The following is a 23,397-nucleotide window of genomic DNA, read 5'->3' as shown; positions in this document are numbered from 1 at the left end:
AATTTAAAGCACTTCCTTTAATAATCCTTACAACTAATCTTACAGCGTTCATCACCATGAACCTTGTTAAGTCTTACTCTTTCTTATTTTTCCCTAAACTTTTAAATAATAACTCAGGGAAACTCTTATTTATTTAACTCAGTGATACACGCACTTGCGATAAAGCCGGAACGTGTTTTATAAGTTGAAGACTTACTGACTCGGTTATCAATTTGTTTGATCAACAACTCCGGTAAGGTGACATTGATTTTATGACTTTTCCCTAGATAGGGTGTTATGTCGATATCAAGAATACACCAAATAACATTTGGGTAGGCTGTTAGATGATTTTCAATCGTTGTAGCGTGTGGAATGGCTTCACCATATTCGGCCAATATAGAAAGATGTGCAGCGATACTGTCATTAATATTGTTTAAAGAGACATCAATACTCTCACCATTACCTACACAACCGGGTAAGTCAGGAACGTATGTTTTGTAGTTTTCAACGCCAATTATTTTCTTTAATGCGATAGGGTATTTCATTGTTATTACCTCTTTAATTAATGCATTTAAGTGTAACCCCAGCAACTCCATATAGCAACAAATTAATAACCCCAACAACCCCCACCTAAACAGAATAGCAACCCCAATAACCCTGCAACTTCCAGTGTCAGCAACCCTAATAACCCTACTGTTGGTGTGAAGTGATTGGTCACTTATCACTAGAATCTTTATAAATAAGGAAAGTGATAACGAGTTAAATTATATCGTTATAGATAGGCAAGAATGCTTTAACGAAGCTAATAAAGGGGGTTTGGGGTTACTATGATTAAGTTGTTTGAAGGAGATTAACAAACAACAAAGGATTTTTAGCTATTCTTTCTAGCTGAATTATCCACATAAAGTAAGGTAGTAAAGGCATGGATAAACGTTTAATCAACAAAATATTTACTGATGAGATAAAGGGTTTTTATATCAGGGAGAGTAGTTTTTAAGCACAAAAAAAACGGCTAATTTTCATTAGCCGTTGTTATATTATTAAAGTAGGACGTTACTTTTTACCGAGCAATAAAAATATTTGTTTAGCAATGTCGGTATTATCAACCTTGCCCTTTAAGACTTCACTGCTTTTACCTAGTGTATGTAAAGGAACATCAATTGCGGTGTGGCCACCTGATGTCCAGCCAGTGTTTGTTCTAATATCTATAATGTTTTTAATTGCACTTGCTATGATGTTATTCATGGTGGGTTCTTTAGTCTTTAGTTTTTCTTGTTCATCAAGTGATTTGTAAGTGGCGATTTCCTCAACTGCAAATATTTTCGCCGCTTCAATTTGTTCAACTTCATTATTTGTTACATCGAAGTTAAGTAATTGACTTAATCCCTGTTGTGTTACTGGGTTGTTAGCTAACTGTTTAGCAATTACGCTTGGCGAACTTTTCATTGTACGTAAAACTTCAGGGTGCCACTCATACTTGCCACGTGCACCAACGGTTAAACCACCCGTACTGTGATCAGCTGTTAATATAACTAACGTATCAGGGTTTTGTTTTACGTACTCTTCTAAGTACTCCATCGTTTTAGCTAAATCTGACATTTCAGCCATCGCTGTTGCTATATCATTAGAGTGGCCAGCCCAATCTATTTGACTAGCTTCAACGAGCATAAAATAACCTTTACTATTTTCTAGTTGTTTAATTGCAACTTTAGTCATGGCGGATAATCGATATGGGTCACTATCATCTTGGGCTGACGGTAAACCAGTATCATCAAAAAGACCAATAACAGGCATCTCTGGTTTAAGTGTGTTTAAGGCATTGTAGTTATCAATATACTGAAACCCTGACGCTTTAAATTCTTCAATTAAATTTCTGTCTTCACGTATAAAGTATTTCCAGCCTCCGCCAAAATAAACATCTGCTTTTATACCCTTATCTATATAGCTATCAGCAATGGCATTATAATTATTTCTGCTTTCATTATGTGTTAAATATCCAGCCGGGGTCGCATGATTTATTTGTGATGTGACGACAACACCTGTTTTTTTGCCTTGTTTTTTGGCAAATTCAAGTACAGTTTCAACGCTGTTTTTATTCACGTCTAAAGCAATTGCGCCGTTATAAGTTTTATAACCCGTAGCAAGTGCAGTAGCACCAGCAGCTGAATCAGTAACAAGACCAGAAACACTTGCCGGGTAAGTACTAACCGAGCCAACAAGTAAACGGTCAAATACTGTTTCTTCTACAATGTCAGTTGTTGGGTCATCATTAAAGTATCGGTAGGATGTTGTATAAGCGGGACCCATACCATCGGCTATCACCATAATGATGTTTTTTGGTGAAGGCATTTTCTTAGCAGTCTCTGCATTTACAAGCATTGCTGTTGAGTCATTATCAATCGTTTGACAGGCTGTTAATGCAAGTACGATGCTAACAGCAGATAGGAGTTTTTTCATTTTTATCTTCTTGTATAAGTGTTAATAATTAATAAGGGTTGGTGATAATTTTAGATAACGCTTTAGTCTTCAGTAATAGGTCAATCCATACCATACGGTGATCGGAAGATGCTGATCTGTTTTTTATTAACCTAAAAGTCTCTTCGTTTTCTGTTGGCCAGTAAACGCCTGACTTTTCAATAGCTAGCCCAGACTTTGATGGTAACGCGTAATCGGCTCTCATTCGCCAAGAGGCCGTATGATACTTTGCATGTGCGTTATTTTGACTGTGTCGTTTTCCCCCTTCACTTTGGGGCAATGCATCTTGAATTTTATCATTGTTTAGTAAGCTTGATATGGCCGAATTTAACGCATCACCCTCAACATTAGACGCATTAAGATCACCGAGAATAACAAAAGGTCCACAGGATGTTAAACCTCCTTTTTGACCCTTGTCATCATAAATGTATGCTGATTTTTCCGGTGAGATGTAATCATCCCAAAAACAAATTTCATCATGATTACGTTTAGCATTTCTATTTTCTGGACCATCAAATATCGGTGGTGTAGGGTGGCTTGCTAAAATATGAACGACTTGGTCATTAACCTCAATCGGGATATCCCAATGAGATTTAGAAGATAAACGCATATTTTCCCAAGCTTCATCACTAAACCAAGATGTCGAGGTTTTAGGATCGAAAGGTTGTAGGGCGTTAGGCATATCTCGCCACTTAAAGTATTGAAAGGTACGAATATCGGCAATATTAATCGGGTATTTTGACAAGAGAACCATACCAAAGTGACCTGGAAAATGTCCGTAACCAAAACCATCACCCGGCAAAACACCTCGTTTACCGTCGCCATCTAGATCGTAGCCTGAATTGACACCCGTATTAACGGCTCCTTGATAAAAATAAGGAAAATCAATTTCTTTTTGCCCATTTTGGCTTTTGTTCAAATAACGTTTAATAAAAGATTTTAGGGCGTGGTGGTGGTTATTATCGCTATTATCTTGATTATCAAATTCATTCAGTAAAAGAATATCTGGGTTATTACGCTGAATAATTTCTGCAATATTTTTAATTTGTTGATGATCACTGTCTATGGCTATTTGCAGGGTGTTATTTGAAATATTAGTTGCCCCAGAACTTAGCGCAGACTGATAGTTTAAAGCCTCCATACTTACATTAAAGGTTGCTATTTTAAGAGGCTGTGCTTGTGTTGTGCTCATATAAGTTAGCGCTAATATTAAAGTAATAAGTTAAATGTCGATGATTATGTCAACGTTAGTGTAAACCGCAGCCACGTAAAATCATGTCAGTTAGAAAAGCGATAACATCTTCGACATCCTCATCTTCGTAATCAGCCCTATTCATAATCGTTAAAATTTGTGTTTCAAAATCGGCATAGTGTTGCGTTGCTGACCAAATAAGAAATATTAGATGAGTCGGGTTAACATCGCGCATTTCACCATTATCTATCCATTGCTGAAATAGTTGTGCTTTCTCTCTTACCCACTTTCTTTGATAGGTACGTGCAAAATCTTTCAAATGCTGTGCACCTTGAATAATCTCCATGGCATATATTTTTGAAGATTCAGGGTGCTTAAAAGACATTCTTACTTTTGCTTCAATAAATTTTTCAATAGCTGCTTTAGGACCATCATCAGGATTTATATCACCAATACCTTCGTCCCACATTTGTAGGGTATGTTCTAGTACGGCATGGTATATATTTTCTTTATTTTTGAAATAATAAAGTATATTAGCCTTAGGTAGGCTTGCTCTATCGGCGATTGATTGCACCGTAGCGCCTTTATACCCTTGTAAAACAAATTCTGTACTAGCCGCTATTAAAATCTTGTGTTGGCTTAGTGCGCGAATATTCCCTGTTTTTTTTATTTCTTTGTTATTTTTCATTAAGTTGCTCAATATTTAAAATGCATAAATAAAACATTTTTAAGTTAAATTGTTATTATAATTTTACTTTTTTACTATCTGTTGACCAAATAGTTAACTTTTATGGTTTGTTATACTTATCTTTATTTTATCATTGATTTAAGTCACTAAATGCCATTTTTCAATGAAATTCTACTATAAATGTTTAGCCATTTATATGAAAGGGAACTTTAGTGCTTTAGTTGATGTTTTTAATTTCTCTGCATAGCTATTTGAGTTAAATAATCGGTGTTAATAGGCTTAAGGCTATGTATATATGGTTAATTGTTTATTATGGTTTGTTTTTTATCTTAATTGACTCATTTTACTTATAACTAAAAAGCCTTAAATCCACTTATAGATAACAATATCTTATATAAGAGGTATCTTCGCTATCAATATAAATGATAGTCATAAACTTGTAGCGCATCTTGTTGTTTATTATGGCTTTTTATTATACTTTTTTGATTGTTTTTTTTGCCATCACTAACAAATACTATTTGAATTTCAAAAACTCTGAAAATATGTAATGAAAGTGTAATAAAAATCTGGTCTAATTTCATCCGAAATTAAAAACAGAGCAACTGGTTAGGTTTTTTGGTTGCTAAAAAAAATAATTCGTAAACACTTAAAAAACGTAATCAAGGAATAACCGATGAACACTCAACGTCTCTCACTTATTTCAAGTGCAGTTATTTTTGCACTTGGCTTATCGACTTCTGCTATGGCAAACGATACCTCCTCCGCTATTCGAGGTAGTATTGAAAATTCAGCGGGTGCTATTTCAGTTAACGCAAAAATTGAAATTATCCACGAACCTTCAGGCACAAAAACGCTTACCACTTCTAACGACGCAGGTAATTTTTCAAGTAAAGGTCTTCGCGTAGGCGGTCCTTACACGATTAAAATCACTGGCGAAAAAGGTGTTACTGTTTACAGAGATATCTTTTTAACACTAGGTGATACCTTTCGTTTAAATGCAAAACTTGAAGCTGCAGACGATGTTGAACGTATTTCTGTAACAGGTAGCAAGATTTTTTCTAATAATATTGGTAGCAACAGTTATTTTGGTGCAGATGATATTGTTAATGCTCCAAGTTTCGACCGTGATATTAAAGATATTGTTCGTAACAACCCACTTGCCGTTTTATCTTCTAAAGATGGCGAGTTAAGTGTTGCCGGTACTAACCCAAGATTTAACAGCATCAGTGTTGACGGTATTAGCCAAAATGATGACTTTGGTCTGAATGCCAATGGTTACCCTACAACGCGTTCACCTATTTCTCTTGACGCGATTGAACAGGTCACTATCGATGTTACTCCTTTCAATGCAAAAGACAGCGGCTTCCAAGGCGCTAAAATTAACGCAGTAACAAAATCAGGTACCAACGAGTTATCAGGTTCATTCTTTTATGAAACTCAAAATGACGGCATGGCCGGCACACCTAAAAATGGTACAGACGAAGCGCCATTAGATTTTGATGAAACAACTTTTGGTGCAACCCTTGGTGGCGCTATTATTGAAGATGAATTATTTTTCTTCGCTTCATACGAATATTACGAAGCAACATCAACTATTGAGTGGGGACCAGATGGCGCTAACGTACCTAACTCTGCTGATGCCAACGTTGCTGATGTTTTAGAAGTACAAAGAATTGCTCGTGAAGTCTACGGCGTAGAGCCAGGCGAATGGGATTTAACTCCTAAAGTTGACGATGAAAAATTATTGTTGAAACTCGATTGGAACATTAACGATGATCATCGTTCAGCGTTTACTTACCAATATACTAAAGGTAACAGTACACGTAACCAGTCTAGTTTTGGTCGCGAATTACGTTTATCATCACATTGGTATGACAGAACAGAAGAATTAAACAACTACGCGTTTAAACTTTATTCTGATTGGAATGACGATTTTTCAACACAACTTAGCCTAACTTACCTTGATAACCCAACGACTCAAGCTTCATTAGGTGATTACTCTGACACCGTTATTCAAGCTGAATCTGGTGATATCGCAATTGGTGCAGATCACTCTCGCCATTCTAACGATTTACGTAAAAAGACTTTTATTATGTCTTTAGACGGTGATTACTTAGTGGGCGATCACAGTTTAAGTTTTGGTTACCAGTTTAAACGTTTAGACATTTTTAACTTGTTTTTACAAAGTACCAAAGGCGATTACCGTTTTGGTAGTATTGACGACTTTGAAGATAAAGTGGCAAACAGAGTTATCTACAAAAATGCAACTAGCTTAGATGCAAATGACGCAGCTGCTTCATTTGTACGTGACGAGCATGCTTTTTACATTCAAGATGAATGGATGTTCAATGACGATATTACTATCGACATGGGTTTAAGATACGAAATGTTAGCGTCTAGCGACACACCTATCTATAACGAACAATCTAAAGCACGTACAGGTTTTGACAATACTGAAAACTTAGACGGCACGGGTATTTTCTTACCACGCTTTGGTATTAAGTGGGATGCAAGTGATGACCTTATCGTTCGCGGTGGTGTTGGTCGTTATTCTGGTGGTCAACCAACAGTTTGGGTATCTAACTCTTATTCAAACCCTGGCGTTGGAATCGGTGAAGTTTTTGAAAACGGTACCTTTGAAAATGTAGATATTAGCGGTCCACGTCAAGAAGATAAGGACACAGTAGCTAATTCAAGCACATTTGCTGGCACAAACTTTGTTGATCCAAACTTTGACTTACCTTCTGATTGGCGCTACCAGATAGCTCTTGATTACCGCTTTGATATTCCGGTATTAGGTGAAGACTTTTTATTAACCACAGAATATTTATACAAAAAGTCAGAAAATACTGCTTTTTGGCAAGACGCAAGTTTGTTCGGTGACGAAGATGGCACGACAGCAGATGGCGGTCGTACTATCTATGATGATGCCGATGGCTCAATTTCTGACTTAATGTTAACAAATGCTGGTAAAGATGGTCGTTCTAAAATCTTCAGCGTTGTTTTGAACAAAGATTGGGACAGTGGTGTTAGATTAACAACGTCATACACTAACCAAGATGTAACTGATGCACACACAAGTGCAAGTGCAACAGCTGGCAGTAACTATGGTTTTAATACGACGATTAACCGTAATGACGCTGTAGTCGGTCGTTCTGGTTTTGAAACAGAACACAGATTTGTTGTTAACTTAGGTTATGAAACTGAATTTGTTGCAGGTTACAAAACTAACATCAACTTGTTCTTCGAACGCCGTTCAGGCAAGCCAGTTACTTTCTATGCTGACGGTAATGACGTAGATGGAAGAAGTGGCCCTGGTCGCGACCCTTATGGCTTAATAAGCCCAGGTACTACTAACGATTCGTTCCTACCTTATATTCCTACACCAGGTGATACTAACGTTGTTTTCACTTCAGCGGAAAATGAAGCTAACTTCTTTGAAGCGATTAACGACTTAGGTTTAGATAAATATGCCGGTGGTTACTTACCAAAAGGCGTAATAACTACACCATGGGTAACAACACTTGATTTAAGCATTCGTCAAGAAATCCCAGGGTTTAAAGAAGGCCACAAAGGTATGGTTTACTTAACGGTTGATAATCTATTAAATCTTGTAGATAGCAGCAAAGGTAAAGTATACGGAAGCGACTTTGGTACTCAAGAGTTAGTTGAATTTACTGTTGACCCAGCAACAAGACAATATGTATATGGCCGTTCTATCTCACAAAATGATGATGGTAGTTACGCAGACAATAAATTTTATACGACTGATTCTGCATGGCGTATAAAAGTGGGTGTTAGCTACAAGTTCTAACCACACTGTAATTTATTGAAATATAGGCCCTTTAGTTTACTAAAGGGCTTTTTTTTACAAAAAAATTAGCCGAGTAAGTGATACCTTAAATGCATTACTTGACCACTTGGTCAGCTATGGTATTCTCACAGGTCTACATTACTCTTGAATTTTTACAATAATGAATAAAAATACCATAGAAATACCTGCAGAATTAAAAGTAGCCGCTAAAGAAGCTTATTTAAAAGCTTATGCGCCTTATAGTAAGTTTCATGTCGGTGCTGCGGCTTTAACCACTTCCGGTACGATTGTCCAAGGCTGTAATGTTGAAAATGCCTCTTACGGTTTAACTGTCTGTGCAGAACGTAATTGCATAAGCCATGCCGTGATAAAGGGTGAGCAAAGCTTTCAAATGATCGTTATTTATACCGAGCAAGAAAAAATGACACCTCCGTGTGGTGCTTGCCGACAGGTTATTGCTGAGTTTTTTGAGCAATCAGCACCTGTGATAGCGTTTAATCACAAAGACAAACAACAAGTGTGGAGTGTCGCTGAGCTTTTACCTGATGCTTTTACGCCAAAATATTTATTGGACATTTAAGGATATCCATCAATGATATTACCCCAAGAAATTATTCGCACTAAGCGCGATGGTAAAATCCTTAATCAAAGCCAAATTCACGATTTTGTTAATGGTTTAGTTGATGGTAACTTTTCTGACAGCCAAGTCGGTGCAATGGCGATGGCAATTTTTCAGCAAGGATTATCGGTTGAAGAAAAAGTAACGCTCACCACCGCGATGATGAACTCGGGTGATGTGCTCTCTTGGGAGGGCTATGATGCCCCCATCGTTGATAAACACTCTACGGGTGGCGTAGGTGATAAAGTCAGCTTTATGTTAGCGGCGATTGTTTCTGCGTGTGGCGCTTATGTGCCGATGATCTCAGGGAGAGGGTTAGGGCATACCGGAGGTACATCAGATAAATTAGAAAGTATTGCTGGTTTTAATGTAGAACCTACAATTAGCGAGTTTAAGCGTATTGTTAAAGACGTGGGCGTAGCCATTATTTCTCAAACAGATAATTTAGCGCCAGCAGATAAACGCCTTTATGGTATTCGTGATGTCACTGCGACAGTTGAATCTATTCCACTGATAACCGCTTCAATTTTATCTAAAAAACTTGCAGCAGGTCTTGATACTTTAGTGATGGATGTCAAAGTGGGTAATGGCGCGATGATGTCATCTCTTGAAGATGCTAAAGCACTTGCTGATAGCATTTCTAGTGTCGCCAATGGTGCAGGGGTTAAGACTCAAGCGATCATTACTGACATGAATCAGGTATTAGGCACCAGTGCCGGTAATGCCATTGAAATGTATGAAACCGCTAAATATTTGACGGGTAAACAACGCGAACCTCGTTTACATAAAGTTGTTAAAACATTAGCCTGTGCGATGCTTGTGAATTCGGGCTTAGCCAGCGATGAGCAAACCGCTTACCTTAAAATTGACAAAGCCCTTCATTCAGGTAAAGCAGCTGAGATATTTGAGCGTATGATAGCGGCGTTAGGTGGGCCAAAAGATTTTGTTGAAAACCCATGGGGCTCAATGAATAAAGCGGCCATTATTATGGAAGTTAAAGCCAGTCAACATGGCTATTTAGCTCAAATGAACACTCGAGATATTGGTATGTCAGTGGTGGGATTAGGTGGCGGTAGAGCAGCGCCAAAACAAAAAGTTAACCATAGTGTTGGCTTCGATAGAATTTTACCGCTTGGAGTTCAGGTCAATAGTGGAGAAGTCATTGCTCGTGTACATGCCAAAGATGAAAATTCAGCGCTGTTAGCCGCAGAGCAATTTAAACAGGCGATCACTTATTCTGAAGATAGCCCTGAATTACCACCGGTTATTTATTAAATAAAGCCGTTATAGACAATGCCGATATAGGTAATATCTTGCTAACTAATCACTTATTAAAAAAGTGATTAGTTAGCACGCCGTATTAATTACAACGTACCAAAGATTTTATCTCCGGCATCGCCCAGACCCGGTAAAATATAACCTTGTTCGTTAAGTTTCTCATCTATTACACCAATCGTTAACATGACATCCGGATGAGCATCCTCAAGCAATTTTATACCTTCAGGCGCAGCGACCAAAAATAGTGCAATGATTGTTTTACATCCCGACGCCTTTAATAAATCTATGGTTGCTAATGCTGTGCCGCCAGTCGCTAGCATAGGATCAATAATAATTGCTGTTCGACTTTCTATATCAGAGATAATATTCTCATAGTAACTTTCTGGCGCTAATGTGTCTTCATTACGCTGTATACCGACAACACTTATTTTTGCACACGGCAGTATTGACAGTGCGCCTTCAAGCATACCTAAGCCGGCACGTAAAATTGGTACCAGTGTGGGTTGTTTATCAGCAAGAGTTGGCACTGAAATTTCGCCAGACCAACAAGTTAATGGGATATTTTTAATACTAAGGTTTTGAGTCGCCTCAACCGTTAATAACATTGATATCTCTTTGGTTAACTCTCGAAAGGCTTTAACTGAAATATTATTATCGCGTAGTAAACTGACTTTGTGTTTAACCAATGGATGAGAACTTTCAAAAACTGACATGGAATATTCCTTGTTTTTTTAAAGGATAGAGGAAGTTTAGCTGAATATATTGTTAGCAATAAGTACTTTAATCTAGATACTTACCAGACCAATTGCTTAAAATGGGCTCTGCATAACGGCTCATAACGTTCATTGCCGCCCACTTCTACTTGTTGACCTACTTTTACGGGTACACCATTTTCATCTTGTCTGATAACAAAATTAGCTTTGCGACCACAATGGCAAATTGTTTTTAACTCGACTAACTTATCGGCCCAAGCAAGTAGGGCAGCACTGCCTGAAAAAGTTTCACCAAGAAAGTCAGTTCTTATTCCGTAGGCTAATACGGGAATATGTAAGAGATCGACTACATCTGTTAACTGCTTAACTTGTTCGGTTGACAAAAACTGTGCTTCATCAATCAGCACACAATCAATTTTAGCCGCTTGATGTTTATCTTTTATTTCTATAAACATATTGATGCTATCATCAAATAAGAAAGCATCTGCATCTATACCTAAGCGTGAAGCGACTTTACCTTTAGCAAATCTGTCATCAATTTGCGCCGTATAAATTGCGGTAGTTAAACCGCGCTCTCGATAATTATAAGACGATTGCAGCAAATGTGTAGATTTACCCGCATTCATTGATGAATAATAAAAATACAGTTGTGCCATGAGTTACTTCTTTATCAAAGGAGATCAGTAGTTAGTTGCTGAGGTATTTTCTGTGCTGTGTCCTAGTGTGTCAAGTAAACTGTTAAGTAAGCTACTTGCACCAAAACGAAAGTGATTATTATCAGCCCACTCACTGCCTAAGATACTATCGGCTAAAGTAAGATAAACGGCTGCATCTTCTACGTTTTTAACACCACCAGCGGGCTTAAAACCAACATTGGTATTTTTGTTTTTTATCACTTCAAGCATAATTTGTGCGGCTTCTGGTGTTGCATTTACCGCTACTTTCCCCGTTGAGGTTTTGATAAAGTCAGCACCAGCATTAATCGCAATTTCACTGGCTTGTTCAATCAACGCGGGTGATTTAAGCTCACCCGTTTCAATAATTACTTTCAACTTAGCAAATTCACCACAAGCTTGTTTACACACTTTGACCATATCAAAACCAATGGCCTCATTACCCGCCATTAGCGCTCGGTAAGGAAAAACTAAATCGACTTCGTCTGCGCCGTATGCGACAGCGGCTTGTGTTTCGGCTAATGCGATATCTATATCATCATTACCGTGTGGGAAGTTAGTGACGGTAGCAATTTTTATCTGTGGTGTTTGTTGCGCCTTTAACGTCTTTTTTGCCAACGGCACAAAGCGAGGAAAAATACAGATAGCAGCAGTAACGCCACCAATAGAATTTGCCTGTCGACACAAGGTTATAATTTCTTCTTCTGTTTCACTGTCGGTTAAACTTGTTAAATCAATTAACGAAAGTGCGCGTTGAGCGATGGCTTTAAGGTCAGACATAACGTTTATTTTCCTATCAATTATTTATAAAGAAATGAATACGCCAGCAATAGCTGCGCTCATTAAATTAGCTAAGGTCGCCGCTAACATAGCATGCATGCCAAGCCGCGCGATATCACGTCGGCGACTAGGTGCCATTGAACCAATACCACCTAACAAGATTGCGATGGAAGATAAGTTAGCAAAGCCACACAATGCAAAGGTGACGATGGCTTGGGTTACCGGTGAAAGTGTATCTTTAATTTCAACGAAATTAACATAAGCAAAAAATTCATTGACCACAATTTTTTGGCCAATAAAACTGCCTGCTTGTAGCATTTCATTAACCGGTACACCAATAATGAAAGCGAAAGGAGCAAACACGTAGCCTAAAATAAGTTCGATGGTAATATTATCGAATCCAAACAAACCACTAATACCACCAACAATCGTATTCAGGAGAGCAATTAAAGCAATAAAAGCTAATAACATCGCACCCACATTAACCGCAAGTTTTAACCCAGATGCCGCGCCAGATGCAGCAGCATCAATAACATTAGCAGGCTTTTCATCGCCTTCATCAAAGTCTACGGAGTCTTGAACAATTTTTTCAGGCTCTGTTTCAGGGCAAATGATTTTAGCCATGAGTAAGCCACCTGGTGCCGCCATAAACGACGCCGCTATTAGGTATTTAAGCTCTATGCCTAAACCCGCATAACCCGCCATAATAGAACCTGCAACAGAGGCTAAGCCACCAACCATAATGGCGAATAGTTCAGACTGAGTCATTTTAGCAATGTAAGGTCGAACAACTAAGGGCGCTTCTGTTTGGCCAACAAAGATATTGGCAGTCGCTGATAGTGACTCAGGTTTACTGGTTTGTAAGAGTTTTTGTAAACTACCACCAATAATTTTTATAACCCACTGCATAATACCCAGATAATAAAGTACGGCGATTAACGAAGAAAAGAAAATAATATTAGGTAAAACACGCACAGCAAAAACAAAACCAACACCATTATCGTACATAGCATCTGTGCCTAAGCCACCAAAGAGGAAGTTAATACCGACCTTAGCACTATCAATAACACTTTGAACGCTTGAAGTAATCGTGGTCAATACGTCTTTGCCAAAAGGGACATATAAAACAAACGCACCGAGTAATAGTTGTAGCAAAAATGCAAAACCTACCGTACGTAAATTAATGTCCTTTCTACTTTTAGAAATTCCATAGGCAATGGCTAATAAAACAAATATGCCTATTACCCCTCTAAATGCAGCAAAATCCATACATACCCCTTAATATTTTTTATTGTTATTATTATTGCTATTTTTGTAATGGTAATTTTGACAGTTGACGAATTTTTGCTTTAAGTACTTCTATCGCCATTCTGTTTTTTCCGCCTCGTGTGATCACTATATCAGCCCAAGCTTTAGAGGGTTCAATAAATTGATAATACATAGGTCTAACGGTTTCTAAGTATTGATTTGTTACAGACTCAACACTTCTATTTCGCTCGGTTAAATCACGTTTAATTCGTCGAACTAGACAAATATCAAGAGGCGTATCCATATAGACTTTTATATCAAACTGATCTCTAAGTGCTTTGTTTGAAAGCAGTAAAATACCTTCAACAAGCACAATCTTTGTTGGGGTAAATACCCGTGTTTCATTTAAACGTGTATGCGTTTTATAACAGTAAATAGGTACGTCGATAGATTTATTTTCAGTGATGTTTTTTAAGTGCTCAGTTAACAAGTCATGTTCAAAGGCACTGGGATTATCATAGTTTGTTTGTTCACGCTCAGACATCGACAAATGAGATTGATCGCGATAGTAAGCGTCTTCACTTAGAATAGAAATACCGTCTTCACCTAATTCATCGATAAGTTCGTCGTGAATAGTATGCGCAAAAAGGGTTTTACCCGATGCAGAAGGACCTGTGATTGTAATGATTGTCGGTTTATTTGCGTTCAATTGTTTATGCCTGTCGATAATTCAGCTTCAGAAATGGTTTTAATCCTATCATTAGTGATAATGTGATAGTAATTAACGCTAATTTTATACTTTTACGGTTAAATGATCAAAAATACGTTACTTTATTCGCGTATATTTTAAAGCATCATTTACCCCATTTTCAAAAGATGGTAAATTAGCACAACTTGACCATGTGGTCATGTTTTATTCTGCTATTTATGAATATATATTGAAAAAATGATCATAAAGGAAATGCTATGGCCCGCGCAATAGTTTTAGTGATAGACAGTTTTGGTATCGGTTACTCTGCTGACGCAGCTGAGTTTGGTGATGTAGGCGCAAATACCCTTGCTAACCTCGCTAAAGCATATTATGCAGAGACTGGAAAAGCGATAAACTTACCAAATTTGGCAAGTTTGGGCTTATTTAAAGCTTGCCATGAGGCGTCCAATACCGATTTTCCACAGCAAGGTGGTGAACCTCAAAAAGGGGCTTATGGTTACGCACAAGAGATAAGCACAGGTAAAGATACCCCAAGTGGTCATTGGGAAATGGCAGGTGTGCCGGTTCTCTTTGATTGGGGATATTTCACCAATAAAGAAAAAGCCTTTCCGGTTGACCTAATAGATAAAGTTAACAAAGCCACTGGCTTTAGCGACATGCTTGGCAATTGTCATGCCTCAGGTACGGTTATCTTAGAAAAGTTAGGACAAGAGCATATCAAAACTGGCTTACCTATTTGTTATACCTCAGCAGATAGCGTTTTTCAGGTTGCCGCACATGAAGAACATTTTGGTCTAGACAATCTTTATAAGTATTGTGAAACAGTAAGAGCAGAACTTGAAGGCCTTAATATAGGGCGAGTTATTGCCAGGCCTTTTATCGGTGACAACCCAGACAATTTTGCTCGAACAGGTAACCGCCGCGATTATTCGGTATTACCTCCAGCACCAACCGTATTAGATAAAATTTTTGATGCCGGTACGCATGTGATCAGTGTCGGTAAAATTGCTGACATTTTTGCCCATCAAGGTATTAGCGAAAAAACCAAAGCGACGGGCTTAGATGCTTTACTCGATGCCAGTATTAAACATCTTAATAGTGCAGCAGATAATTCGTTAATATTTACTAATTTGGTTAATTTCGACCAAGATTTTGGCCATAGACGTAACCCGGTCGGCTATGCACAAGAACTTGAAGCCTTCGATCTACGTATCCCTGAAGTACTCAATGCGATGACCGATAACGATGTGCTGTTTTTAAGCGCTGACCATGGATGTGATCCAACTTGGCCAGGTAGCGACCATACCCGTGAGTATGTGCCAGTATTGGCTTATCATCACAATATTGCTTCGGTAAATTTAGGTAAACGAACAACCTTTGCTGATTTAGGGCAAACCATAGCTGAAATGTTTAATGTTGATAAAATGGATTACGGCACCAGCTTTCTAACTGAGCTTAACTTTAACAATAAGTAGCGAAGTGGGTTTGATTAAAAAGCTGTTATTCGTGTAAATAATGGTTATAAAAAAGGGGTTAGCAAAAATGCTACCCCCTTTTTTATGTTCAGGATGAACGAATATAACGTTATAGGATACTTTCTAAGGTTAATTCCATCATGTCTTTAAAGGTGGTTTCGCGCTCATCTGCGGTAGTTTGTTCACCGGTTTTAATATGATCGCTTACGGTTAATACCGTTAAAGCTTTTTTACCGTATTCGGCTGCAACGCCATAAAGGCCAGCCGCTTCCATTTCTACCGCTAAAATTCCATACTTTTCCATAGTGGCAAACATTTCAGGCTGCGGAGTATAAAATAAATCCGCCGTGAAAATATTACCAACGCGAACAGGTTTATTCAAACGTTCAGCCGTATCAACAACACTTTTTAACAATGAAAAGTCTGCACATGCGGCAAAATCAACGCCATGAAAACGCTGTCTGTTAACGTTAGAGTCGGTACTTGCTGCCATACCAATAACAATATCACGTACTTTAATGTCATCACGAACAGCGCCACAAGAACCAATACGAATAATACTTTCAACGCCGTAGTCTTTGTATAATTCAGTCGCGTATATTGAAACGCTAGGGATCCCCATTCCAGAACCCATTACTGAGATAGGCTTGCCTTTATAGGTGCCCGTGTAGCCAAACATGTTTCGAACACGTGTAACGCATTTAACATTTTCTAAAAAATTATCAGCAATATATTTAGCGCGAAGTGGGTCGCCCGGCATTAATACAGTTTTTGCAAAGTCGCCTGCTTGAGCTTCAATATGTGGAGTTGGCATAAGAGTTATCCTTTAGTTTTTAAGTGTAACTCAGTAAGTTTCTAGCCAGACCTGATGGGATCAAACTGCTATCAAGGGTTTTTTACTGAAAAAATGTTTATGGCGACTATTTAAAAGTCGCCTAAAAGTTAATATGGGTATAATAATACTAAGTACTGTAACGATCAATTACCTATTAATCATTAAGGTTAACAACAACCAATAAAATTTATAATCACTGTGTGATTGATAGCAATATTATCTTTACGCTATAGTTTTAATTGGCGTAATGTTTGTTTTTCATCATGGCTTAAAAAACTCATTTCAATGGCATTGCTTTGTAATTGCGTTATTTGTGTTTCACTGAGTTTAAGTAAGTTACTGGCAAGGTTAAATTCATCTTCAAGCTCAATATTCTCAACTGCAGGGTCATCGGTATTTAAACAAACATTAAGGCCATTTGCTAAAAAGGTTTTTACGGGGTGCTGACTTAAATCTTTTATCGTACCTGTTTGATAATTAGATGTCAGGCAAGACTCAAGACCAATGTTATGTTTAAGCATGTAGTCCATTAGCTTTTGATCTTTTACACAAGCGACGCCATGACCAATTCTGGTGGCTCCTAGTTTTTCTATAGCATGCCAAACGCTTTCTGGTCCAGCCGCTTCACCCGCATGCACGGTTACTTGCAACCCCGCATGCGATGCTTTCTTGAAATGACTTTCAAAAAGGCTACCAGGAAAATTATACTCGTCACCCGCTAAATCAAGTGCAACAATATTATCTTTATAGGCTAAAAGGGCGTTAAGCTCAGTATCGCAGTTGTCTACTCCAAAAGTACGGCTCAAAATACCAATTAAATTTATTTTGGTCGGGTACTTTTTACGGCCTTGGTTAACGCCTTCAATAATCGCTTCCACAACACCTTCAATAGGGAGTTTGTGGGTCATTGCCATATAAAAAGGTGAAAAACGTAATTCTGCATAATCAATATTAGCCAGATAAGCATCTTCAACATTTTCATAACCGATACGAATAACATCATCTAATGAAGAAAGTACTTGCACGCCCCAATCTAACTTCTTTAAAAAAGCGAGCAGGTCGGCTTCATTGTCTGTAATTTTAATATGAGGTAAAAAGTCTTCAAAATTAGTTTCAGGTAAAGCAATATTATTTTTCTGAGCTAATTGCCAAACAGTTTGAGGTCGAATGTTTCCGTCTAAATGTCGGTGAAGATCTATAAGTGGCAGTTGCTTATTATACATATGGGTCTATTGTCCTGATAATATAAAGTGTTGCTAGTTAACACTAGCAACGGTTTATGTCTGTCGTCTATTCTAGCTCAAAATCCTTACTAAATGTTTAAAGCTGGACTTTAACCGAAATAGGGCAATGGTCTGTTAATGTATTTGCAAGCTCGCGAGTATATTTTTCTTTGAAAACTAATTGTTCAAAAGAGTTTTCGACATACATGTTTTTAGCGCTAGGGTTAAAAACTATATGGTCGATATAATCTTTGTAGTAACCGCCCCAACAAGCAGACTCTTTTGTCATCGTTGGTGTCCAAAGCGCTTCATTGCCTTCATCGTCAAGGGCTTGCCACAAACCTTGGTCTTCTGCATATTGATGACTTACATCTTGTGAAAATCTGCGGTTAAAATCGCCAAGTACTATAAAGGCTTCATTATCTTTAGCTCGTTCATCTACCCAACGTTCAAGTGGGTCTATTTGCATACTTAATGTGGTGCAGGCTTCTTTTAGTCTTAATTCTTTATCTGTACTACTTGGCATCGCTGCAAGGTATTTGCTATCTAGTGGCAAAGCAAAACAACCAGACTTTAAGTGTACGGCAAGTAACCTGATTTGTTTACCATCTCGAGATAAGGTTAAATCCATACCATGTCTGACACGGGTAACATTTAATGCTTTATATTCTTTGGCAACCACAGTTAAGCCCGCTGATTTTTTAACGGCAACACCAACACGTTGTACCCAGTCTTTTGTAGAAAAATAAAAATCGTATTCGTTACCAAAGACCATTTTTGCCCAATTTTCATCTTCAACTTCTTGTAAAGCAATCACATCGGCATCAAGTTGTTTAGCATAGACGGCTAATTGCTGATAATCATCTGATTTTCGTTTATTATACTCATGAGAACCTAACCAAGCGATATTCCATGAAGCTACTTTTAGTTCTTGAGAGTAACTTGGTGAGACATACATTAAGCTAAATAGTAAACTAGCAGTTGTTAATATTGTTTTTTGCATTAATACTTCTCTTAGTTAAACTCAAGTTTTTTGAGTACAGGTAAATAATAAACGTTAATTCACTGAATAATTTACTTAACCATTCGGTCAAGAATTGATATAATTCGCCACATTACACTACTTTTACAGTAAGAAACAACCACTATGAATAAAAAATTTATCACCGCACAAGAATTACTAGAAGATTCTTTTAGACTGGCCGCAAAAGTCTTTGAAGATGGTTTTCGTCCACAATTTATCATAGGCATATGGCGTGGTGGAGCACCTGTTGGTATTGCTGTTCAGGAGTATTTTGATTTTAAAAATATCGACACAGATCATATCGCTGTCCGTACTTCTTCTTACTATGGCATTAACCAACAAAGTAAAGAAATTAAAGTGCATGGTTTGCATTACATTATCGAAAATGCTAATGCGACTGATGGCTTATTGATTGTTGATGATGTTTTTGATTCAGGCCGCAGTATTGATGCATTAATAAAACAACTTGAAAAATTAGCGCGTAATAATATGCCAACTGATGTTCGCATTGCTTGTCCTTGGTATAAGCCAACCAATAATGTGGTTGATATCAAACCAGACTACTACGTTCACGAGTCTGATGAGTGGTTGGTATTTCCACATGAGTTGTCAGGATTAACACAAGAAGAAATTGCTGAAGGCAAATCTGACCTTACCAATATATTACACCTTTTAAAATAATTACAGGTTGAGTTGTTAATGAAGCTACTACCCTTTATAGCTATCTATCTCTCGGCTTTTACTGTACTTGCTGATGATAACATTTATCAGCAAGTGACTTTAAAGGGGAAATGGCTGGTAGAAACTGATCAGCAAGTTATGTTTGATCCACAAACCTCCGCGTTAAAGCTATGGCGCGACAAGTTACTGACTCTTTCTGATGGTTCAGCTGATAACTCTCAGCAAAAACAATTACATATTATTGAGCCCACGAGTGGCTTAGTAGAAGAAAAATCGTTGTTCATGACTATGTCTAGCCAGGTAAAGTCCAGCTGCTTTTCCTCGTATCTAGCAGGTGAGCCTGATTTTGAAGCTTTAGCGGTTGACCCTAACAATGATAAAATTTTCATTATAGTGACCGAAGATGCCCGTAATAGCGATAAACTTTCATCGGTATGTCAACAGCGTTTTCAAAACACCGGGTCGACAACATACCCGACACTTATTGTGAGATTAGCGCTTGATGATAATAATATATTATCAATGACACATGTTAGACCCTTGCAATTTGACGCAAGTTATAACGTCGGTGATTTTTCTAATGATGGTATCGAGGGACTAGCTTTTGGTCAAGACAACACGTTATACCTTGGTTTGGAAAAAGATAGTAAAGGTTTAGCGCGTATTTTTTCGTTGGTGTTAGACGAAAACTTTTGGGCGACTGATGAATTTGCTCCGGTAGTTGATACTGAAGTTCTATTACCGACATTTAGTCAGGGTATGCACCCTATTAATGGTATGGACTATCTATCGAAAGATAATCACCCTGGTTATATCGTTGCTGCAGCTAGGAATGATGATCAATTATGGATTATCGATTTAGCAAAGAAACAACCAACGAAAGTTATTGCTATGAATTTCTTAGCGCCAGTGAGTATTAAAAATAACGAATGCAGTGATTGGGAGCCTATCGATAACACCTCATTAGAAGGCGTTGCAGTAGCTAATAATAATATTTGGCTAATTAATGATCCATGGAAAGCGCATTACATAGAAAATGCAAAATGTCCGTCAAATTATGATAAGTACAAAACTTTTTCGCCCTTATTGTTTTCGCTAGCCATTGATAAAGGTTGGTTAGAATAAATAATCGCTACATATACAACATAGTTATTTGTAATTATAGCCATATTGTTTACGAAGCTTACTTGAAAGTTTATAATGCTCAGGTTAACCAGTGGTACAGCCACTGGTTTTTTATGTCTGTACTTACTCAGGCAAATAGATCGCGAATAAATAGTGATAAATTTTTAATACGCTTTAGCGTTCTCGCGGAATAATTAATAGTAATACAGTGATGAATAATGCCAATAAGTGGTGTTTTCACTTTATTAGGCAATTAGCAATAGGAAAGTAAATGAGCTCAGATTCAACAAAAATAATTTATACGATTACCGATGAAGCGCCTGCATTGGCGACTCACTCTTTATTACCAATTATTCAGGCATTTACGGCTTCTTCTGGTATTAACGTTGAAACGCGTGATATTTCACTTGCGGCCCGTGTATTAGCGAACTTTCCAAAATACTTAACAGCAGAACAACGTGTAAGTGATGCTTTATCAGAATTAGGCCTGTTAGCTAAAACACCAGAAGCTAACATCATTAAATTACCTAATGTTTCAGCTTCAATACCACAACTAGAAGCCGTTATTAAAGAGCTTCAAGCTAAAGATTATAACTTACCAAACTACCCAGCTGAACCACAAAATGAAGCAGAGCAATCTATTAAGCTTACTTACGCAAAAGTTTTAGGCTCTGCGGTTAATCCTGTTTTACGTGAAGGTAACTCAGACCGTCGTGCGCCTAGCTCAGTTAAACAATATGCACGCAAAAACCCTCATTCTATGGGTGCTTGGTCAAAAGATTCTAAATCACACGTTGCTCATATGTCAGCGGGTGACTTTTACGGTAGTGAAAAATCAACCACTATAAATGGCGAAACCAATGTAAAAATTGAATTCGTTAGCGACAATGGTGCGGTCACCTTATTAAAAGAACACTTACCATTATTAGACAAAGAAATTATCGATGCGGCAGTAATGAGCAAAGCGGCATTAATTGAATTCTATGAAACACAAACAGCTAAAGCTAAAGAAGAGGGCGTTTTACTTTCTCTTCACTTAAAAGCAACCATGATGAAAGTTTCAGATCCAATCATGTTCGGCTATGCAGTCAAAGTTTTCTATAAAGATGTTTTTGACAAACATGCTGCTATTTTCGAACAACTTGGTGTAGATGCTGATAATGGTATTGGCGATGTGTATGCAAAAATATCTCGTTTACCAAGCGAAAAACAAAAAGAAATTGAAGCCGATTTAGCCGCTGTTTATACCACACGTCCAGAAGTTGCGATGGTTGATTCAGACAAAGGTATTACTAATTTTCATGTACCAAGCGATGTCATTATTGATGCTTCAATGCCTGCGGCTTTAAGAGCTTCTGGTATGATGTGGGATCGTGATGGCAATCAAAAAGATACTAAATTTATGATCCCAGATCGTAACTACGCTGGTGTCTTTTCAGCGGTTGTCGATTTTTGTCGTGAAAACGGTGCATTCAACCCAACAACAATGGGTACAGTGCCAAACGTAGGTCTAATGGCGCAAAAAGCTGAAGAATACGGTTCACATGACAAAACCTTTACCATGACAGGTAAAGGTACAGTTCGAGTGGTTAATGACAACGGCGATACCTTATTAGAACATAACGTTGCTCAAGGTGATATTTGGAGAATGTGTCAGGTTAAAGATGCCCCTATTCAAGATTGGGTTAAACTTGCCGTGACTCGTGCTAAAGCCACTAATGTACCGACAGTATTTTGGTTAGATGAAAATCGTGGCCATGATGCAGAGATGATTAAAAAGGTAAATACCTATCTAGCTGACCATGATACAACAGGTTTAGATATTCAGGTTTTAGAACCCGTTAAAGCCTGTGAGTTTACTTTAGCGCGAACCGCTAAGAGTGAAGATACTATTTCAGTAACCGGTAACGTTTTACGTGATTACTTAACTGATTTATTTCCAATTTTAGAGTTAGGCACCAGCGCTAAAATGCTTTCAATTGTGCCACTAATGAATGGCGGCGGATTATTTGAAACAGGCGCGGGTGGTTCAGCACCTAAGCATGTTCAACAATTTGAAAAAGAAAACCATTTACGTTGGGATTCTTTGGGTGAATTTTTAGCCCTTGCTGCTTCTTTAGAACATGTAAGCGTTCATACCAAGAATAACAAAGCGCAAGTACTTGCTGATACGCTAGATTCAGCAACAGGTAAGTTCCTCGATGAAAACAAATCGCCTTCACGTAGAGTGGGTGAATTAGATAACCGTGGTAGCCATTTTTATCTAGCTATGTACTGGGCACAAGCACTTGCGGAACAAACAAATGATGAAGAGTTAAAAGCGAGTTTTACTGCTATTGCTCAAGCATTAACTAAGCAAGAAGCTAAAATTATTGCTGAATTAAATGCCGCTCAAGGTCCATCAATGAACATTAACGGTTATTATTATGCTGATGTTGACCTAGCGCGTAAAGCGATGCGTCCAAGCGAAACGTTTAATACTATATTGTCTAGCTTACTGTAACGTAACACTCGTTAAGTTATAAAGATAAAAAAGGCTGAGTATCTTAATTGATACTCAGCCTTTTTATTGAATGCTAATAATGATAATTAGTCTTACTTAGATATTTTCACTCTAATTCTATTACTACCAATTCTAGTTTCGTGCAGTGCTTTTATCGCTTTTTTAGCTTCTGCTTCATTAGGCATTGCCACAAACGCGAAACCTTTAGATTTTCCCGTTTCTTGGTCTAAAACTAAAGTACATTCGGTGACACCACCATGAGCTGAAAATAAAATCCGAATTTCTTGTTCGGTTGTAGAGCGAGATAAGTTACGTACTAATAGTTTCATCAACAATCCTAAAAAATAATATTGATAGTA

General features: G+C 37.8%; 20 protein-coding genes. 7 read left to right on the top strand and 13 right to left on the bottom strand.

Annotation, left to right across the window (positions count from 1 at the left end; all coding sequences use genetic code 11):
- Positions 1-125: 125 nt before the first annotated feature.
- The 4 genes from H4J67_RS15825 to H4J67_RS15810 form a co-directional block, all read right to left on the bottom strand.
- Positions 126-524 carry a type II toxin-antitoxin system HicB family antitoxin gene (locus H4J67_RS15825; RefSeq protein WP_182173813.1) on the bottom strand — a complete coding sequence of 133 codons (399 nt, stop codon included), beginning with the start codon at positions 522-524 and terminating at the stop codon, positions 126-128.
- Between the two features lie 508 nt (positions 525-1,032).
- Complete coding sequence (locus H4J67_RS15820) at positions 1,033-2,436, bottom strand: alkaline phosphatase (protein ID WP_182204308.1); 1,404 nt, start codon at positions 2,434-2,436, stop codon at positions 1,033-1,035.
- A gap of 28 nt (positions 2,437-2,464) precedes the next feature.
- Positions 2,465-3,646 (bottom strand): endonuclease/exonuclease/phosphatase family protein, encoded by a 1,182-nt coding sequence (locus tag H4J67_RS15815; protein ID WP_182204306.1) that lies wholly within the window; start codon positions 3,644-3,646, stop codon positions 2,465-2,467.
- 55 nt (positions 3,647-3,701) lie between these two features.
- Positions 3,702-4,334, bottom strand: a complete 633-nt coding sequence (locus H4J67_RS15810) for a TetR/AcrR family transcriptional regulator (RefSeq protein WP_182204305.1) — start codon at positions 4,332-4,334, stop codon at positions 3,702-3,704.
- Between the two features lie 673 nt (positions 4,335-5,007).
- Between H4J67_RS15810 and H4J67_RS15805 the strand changes: the two genes are divergently transcribed.
- The 3 genes from H4J67_RS15805 (at position 5,008) to deoA (ending at position 10,042) form a co-directional block, all read left to right on the top strand.
- Positions 5,008-8,148: a TonB-dependent receptor domain-containing protein gene (locus H4J67_RS15805; protein ID WP_182204303.1), complete on the top strand. Its 3,141-nt coding sequence runs from the start codon at positions 5,008-5,010 to the stop codon at positions 8,146-8,148.
- A 160-nt stretch (positions 8,149-8,308) separates the two neighbouring features.
- A complete protein-coding gene (locus H4J67_RS15800; RefSeq protein ID WP_070373562.1) occupies positions 8,309-8,728 on the top strand; it encodes a cytidine deaminase in 420 nt (139 codons plus the stop codon).
- 12 nt (positions 8,729-8,740) lie between these two features.
- Complete coding sequence (gene deoA, locus H4J67_RS15795) at positions 8,741-10,042, top strand: thymidine phosphorylase (protein WP_182204301.1); 1,302 nt, start codon at positions 8,741-8,743, stop codon at positions 10,040-10,042.
- A gap of 89 nt (positions 10,043-10,131) precedes the next feature.
- Here deoA and upp read toward each other — a convergent pair whose 3' ends face one another.
- The 5 genes from upp to udk all read right to left on the bottom strand — a co-directional run bounded on the left by upp (position 10,132) and on the right by udk (position 14,169).
- Complete coding sequence (upp, locus tag H4J67_RS15790) at positions 10,132-10,758, bottom strand: uracil phosphoribosyltransferase (protein WP_182173836.1); 627 nt, start codon at positions 10,756-10,758, stop codon at positions 10,132-10,134.
- A gap of 80 nt (positions 10,759-10,838) precedes the next feature.
- Entirely contained in the window at positions 10,839-11,414 is a 576-nt protein-coding gene (locus H4J67_RS15785) for a thymidine kinase (RefSeq protein ID WP_182173839.1), read from the bottom strand.
- Positions 11,415-11,438: 24 nt separating this feature from the next.
- Positions 11,439-12,212 (bottom strand): deoxyribose-phosphate aldolase, encoded by a 774-nt coding sequence (gene deoC, locus H4J67_RS15780; RefSeq protein WP_182173842.1) that lies wholly within the window; start codon positions 12,210-12,212, stop codon positions 11,439-11,441.
- Positions 12,213-12,236: 24 nt separating this feature from the next.
- Positions 12,237-13,481: a NupC/NupG family nucleoside CNT transporter gene (locus H4J67_RS15775; RefSeq protein WP_182173845.1), complete on the bottom strand. Its 1,245-nt coding sequence runs from the start codon at positions 13,479-13,481 to the stop codon at positions 12,237-12,239.
- Between the two features lie 37 nt (positions 13,482-13,518).
- Positions 13,519-14,169, bottom strand: coding sequence for a uridine kinase (udk, locus tag H4J67_RS15770; protein WP_070373568.1), 651 nt, complete (start codon positions 14,167-14,169; stop codon positions 13,519-13,521).
- Between the two features lie 257 nt (positions 14,170-14,426).
- On the opposite strand from udk, the gene H4J67_RS15765 reads away from it, so the two are divergent.
- Positions 14,427-15,647 carry a phosphopentomutase gene (locus tag H4J67_RS15765; protein ID WP_182204299.1) on the top strand — a complete coding sequence of 407 codons (1,221 nt, stop codon included), beginning with the start codon at positions 14,427-14,429 and terminating at the stop codon, positions 15,645-15,647.
- A gap of 109 nt (positions 15,648-15,756) precedes the next feature.
- Here H4J67_RS15765 and deoD read toward each other — a convergent pair whose 3' ends face one another.
- The 3 genes from deoD to H4J67_RS15750 form a co-directional block, all read right to left on the bottom strand.
- On the bottom strand, positions 15,757-16,461 hold the full coding sequence (gene deoD / locus H4J67_RS15760; protein ID WP_146800086.1) for a purine-nucleoside phosphorylase: 705 nt from the start codon (positions 16,459-16,461) through the stop codon (positions 15,757-15,759).
- A gap of 248 nt (positions 16,462-16,709) precedes the next feature.
- Positions 16,710-17,705: an adenosine deaminase gene (gene add, locus H4J67_RS15755; protein WP_182204297.1), complete on the bottom strand. Its 996-nt coding sequence runs from the start codon at positions 17,703-17,705 to the stop codon at positions 16,710-16,712.
- Between the two features lie 97 nt (positions 17,706-17,802).
- Entirely contained in the window at positions 17,803-18,708 is a 906-nt protein-coding gene (locus tag H4J67_RS15750; RefSeq protein ID WP_070373572.1) for an endonuclease/exonuclease/phosphatase family protein, read from the bottom strand.
- 144 nt (positions 18,709-18,852) lie between these two features.
- Here H4J67_RS15750 and H4J67_RS15745 point away from each other — a divergent pair, with 144 nt between their 5' ends.
- The 3 genes from H4J67_RS15745 to H4J67_RS15735 all read left to right on the top strand — a co-directional run bounded on the left by H4J67_RS15745 (position 18,853) and on the right by H4J67_RS15735 (position 23,038).
- Positions 18,853-19,410 (top strand): phosphoribosyltransferase, encoded by a 558-nt coding sequence (locus H4J67_RS15745; protein WP_182173857.1) that lies wholly within the window; start codon positions 18,853-18,855, stop codon positions 19,408-19,410.
- A gap of 18 nt (positions 19,411-19,428) precedes the next feature.
- Complete coding sequence (locus tag H4J67_RS15740; RefSeq protein ID WP_182204295.1) at positions 19,429-20,535, top strand: hypothetical protein; 1,107 nt, start codon at positions 19,429-19,431, stop codon at positions 20,533-20,535.
- A gap of 271 nt (positions 20,536-20,806) precedes the next feature.
- Positions 20,807-23,038, top strand: a complete 2,232-nt coding sequence (locus H4J67_RS15735; protein WP_182204293.1) for an NADP-dependent isocitrate dehydrogenase — start codon at positions 20,807-20,809, stop codon at positions 23,036-23,038.
- A 92-nt stretch (positions 23,039-23,130) separates the two neighbouring features.
- Here the strand turns inward: H4J67_RS15735 and H4J67_RS15730 are convergent, their stop codons facing one another.
- The gene (locus H4J67_RS15730) at positions 23,131-23,367 is read right to left on the bottom strand and encodes an RNA-binding protein (RefSeq protein WP_070373576.1); all 237 of its coding nucleotides are present in this window, start codon (positions 23,365-23,367) and stop codon (positions 23,131-23,133) included.
- Positions 23,368-23,397 lie beyond the last annotated feature (30 nt).

It is taken from the genome of Colwellia sp. BRX10-4 (genome assembly GCF_014077465.1).
In the GTDB taxonomy this organism is placed as follows: Bacteria; Pseudomonadota; Gammaproteobacteria; order Enterobacterales; family Alteromonadaceae; genus Colwellia_A.
The sequence above is the reverse complement of the archived record's forward strand: the minus strand, read 5'-3'. Positions and strand labels throughout refer to the sequence as shown.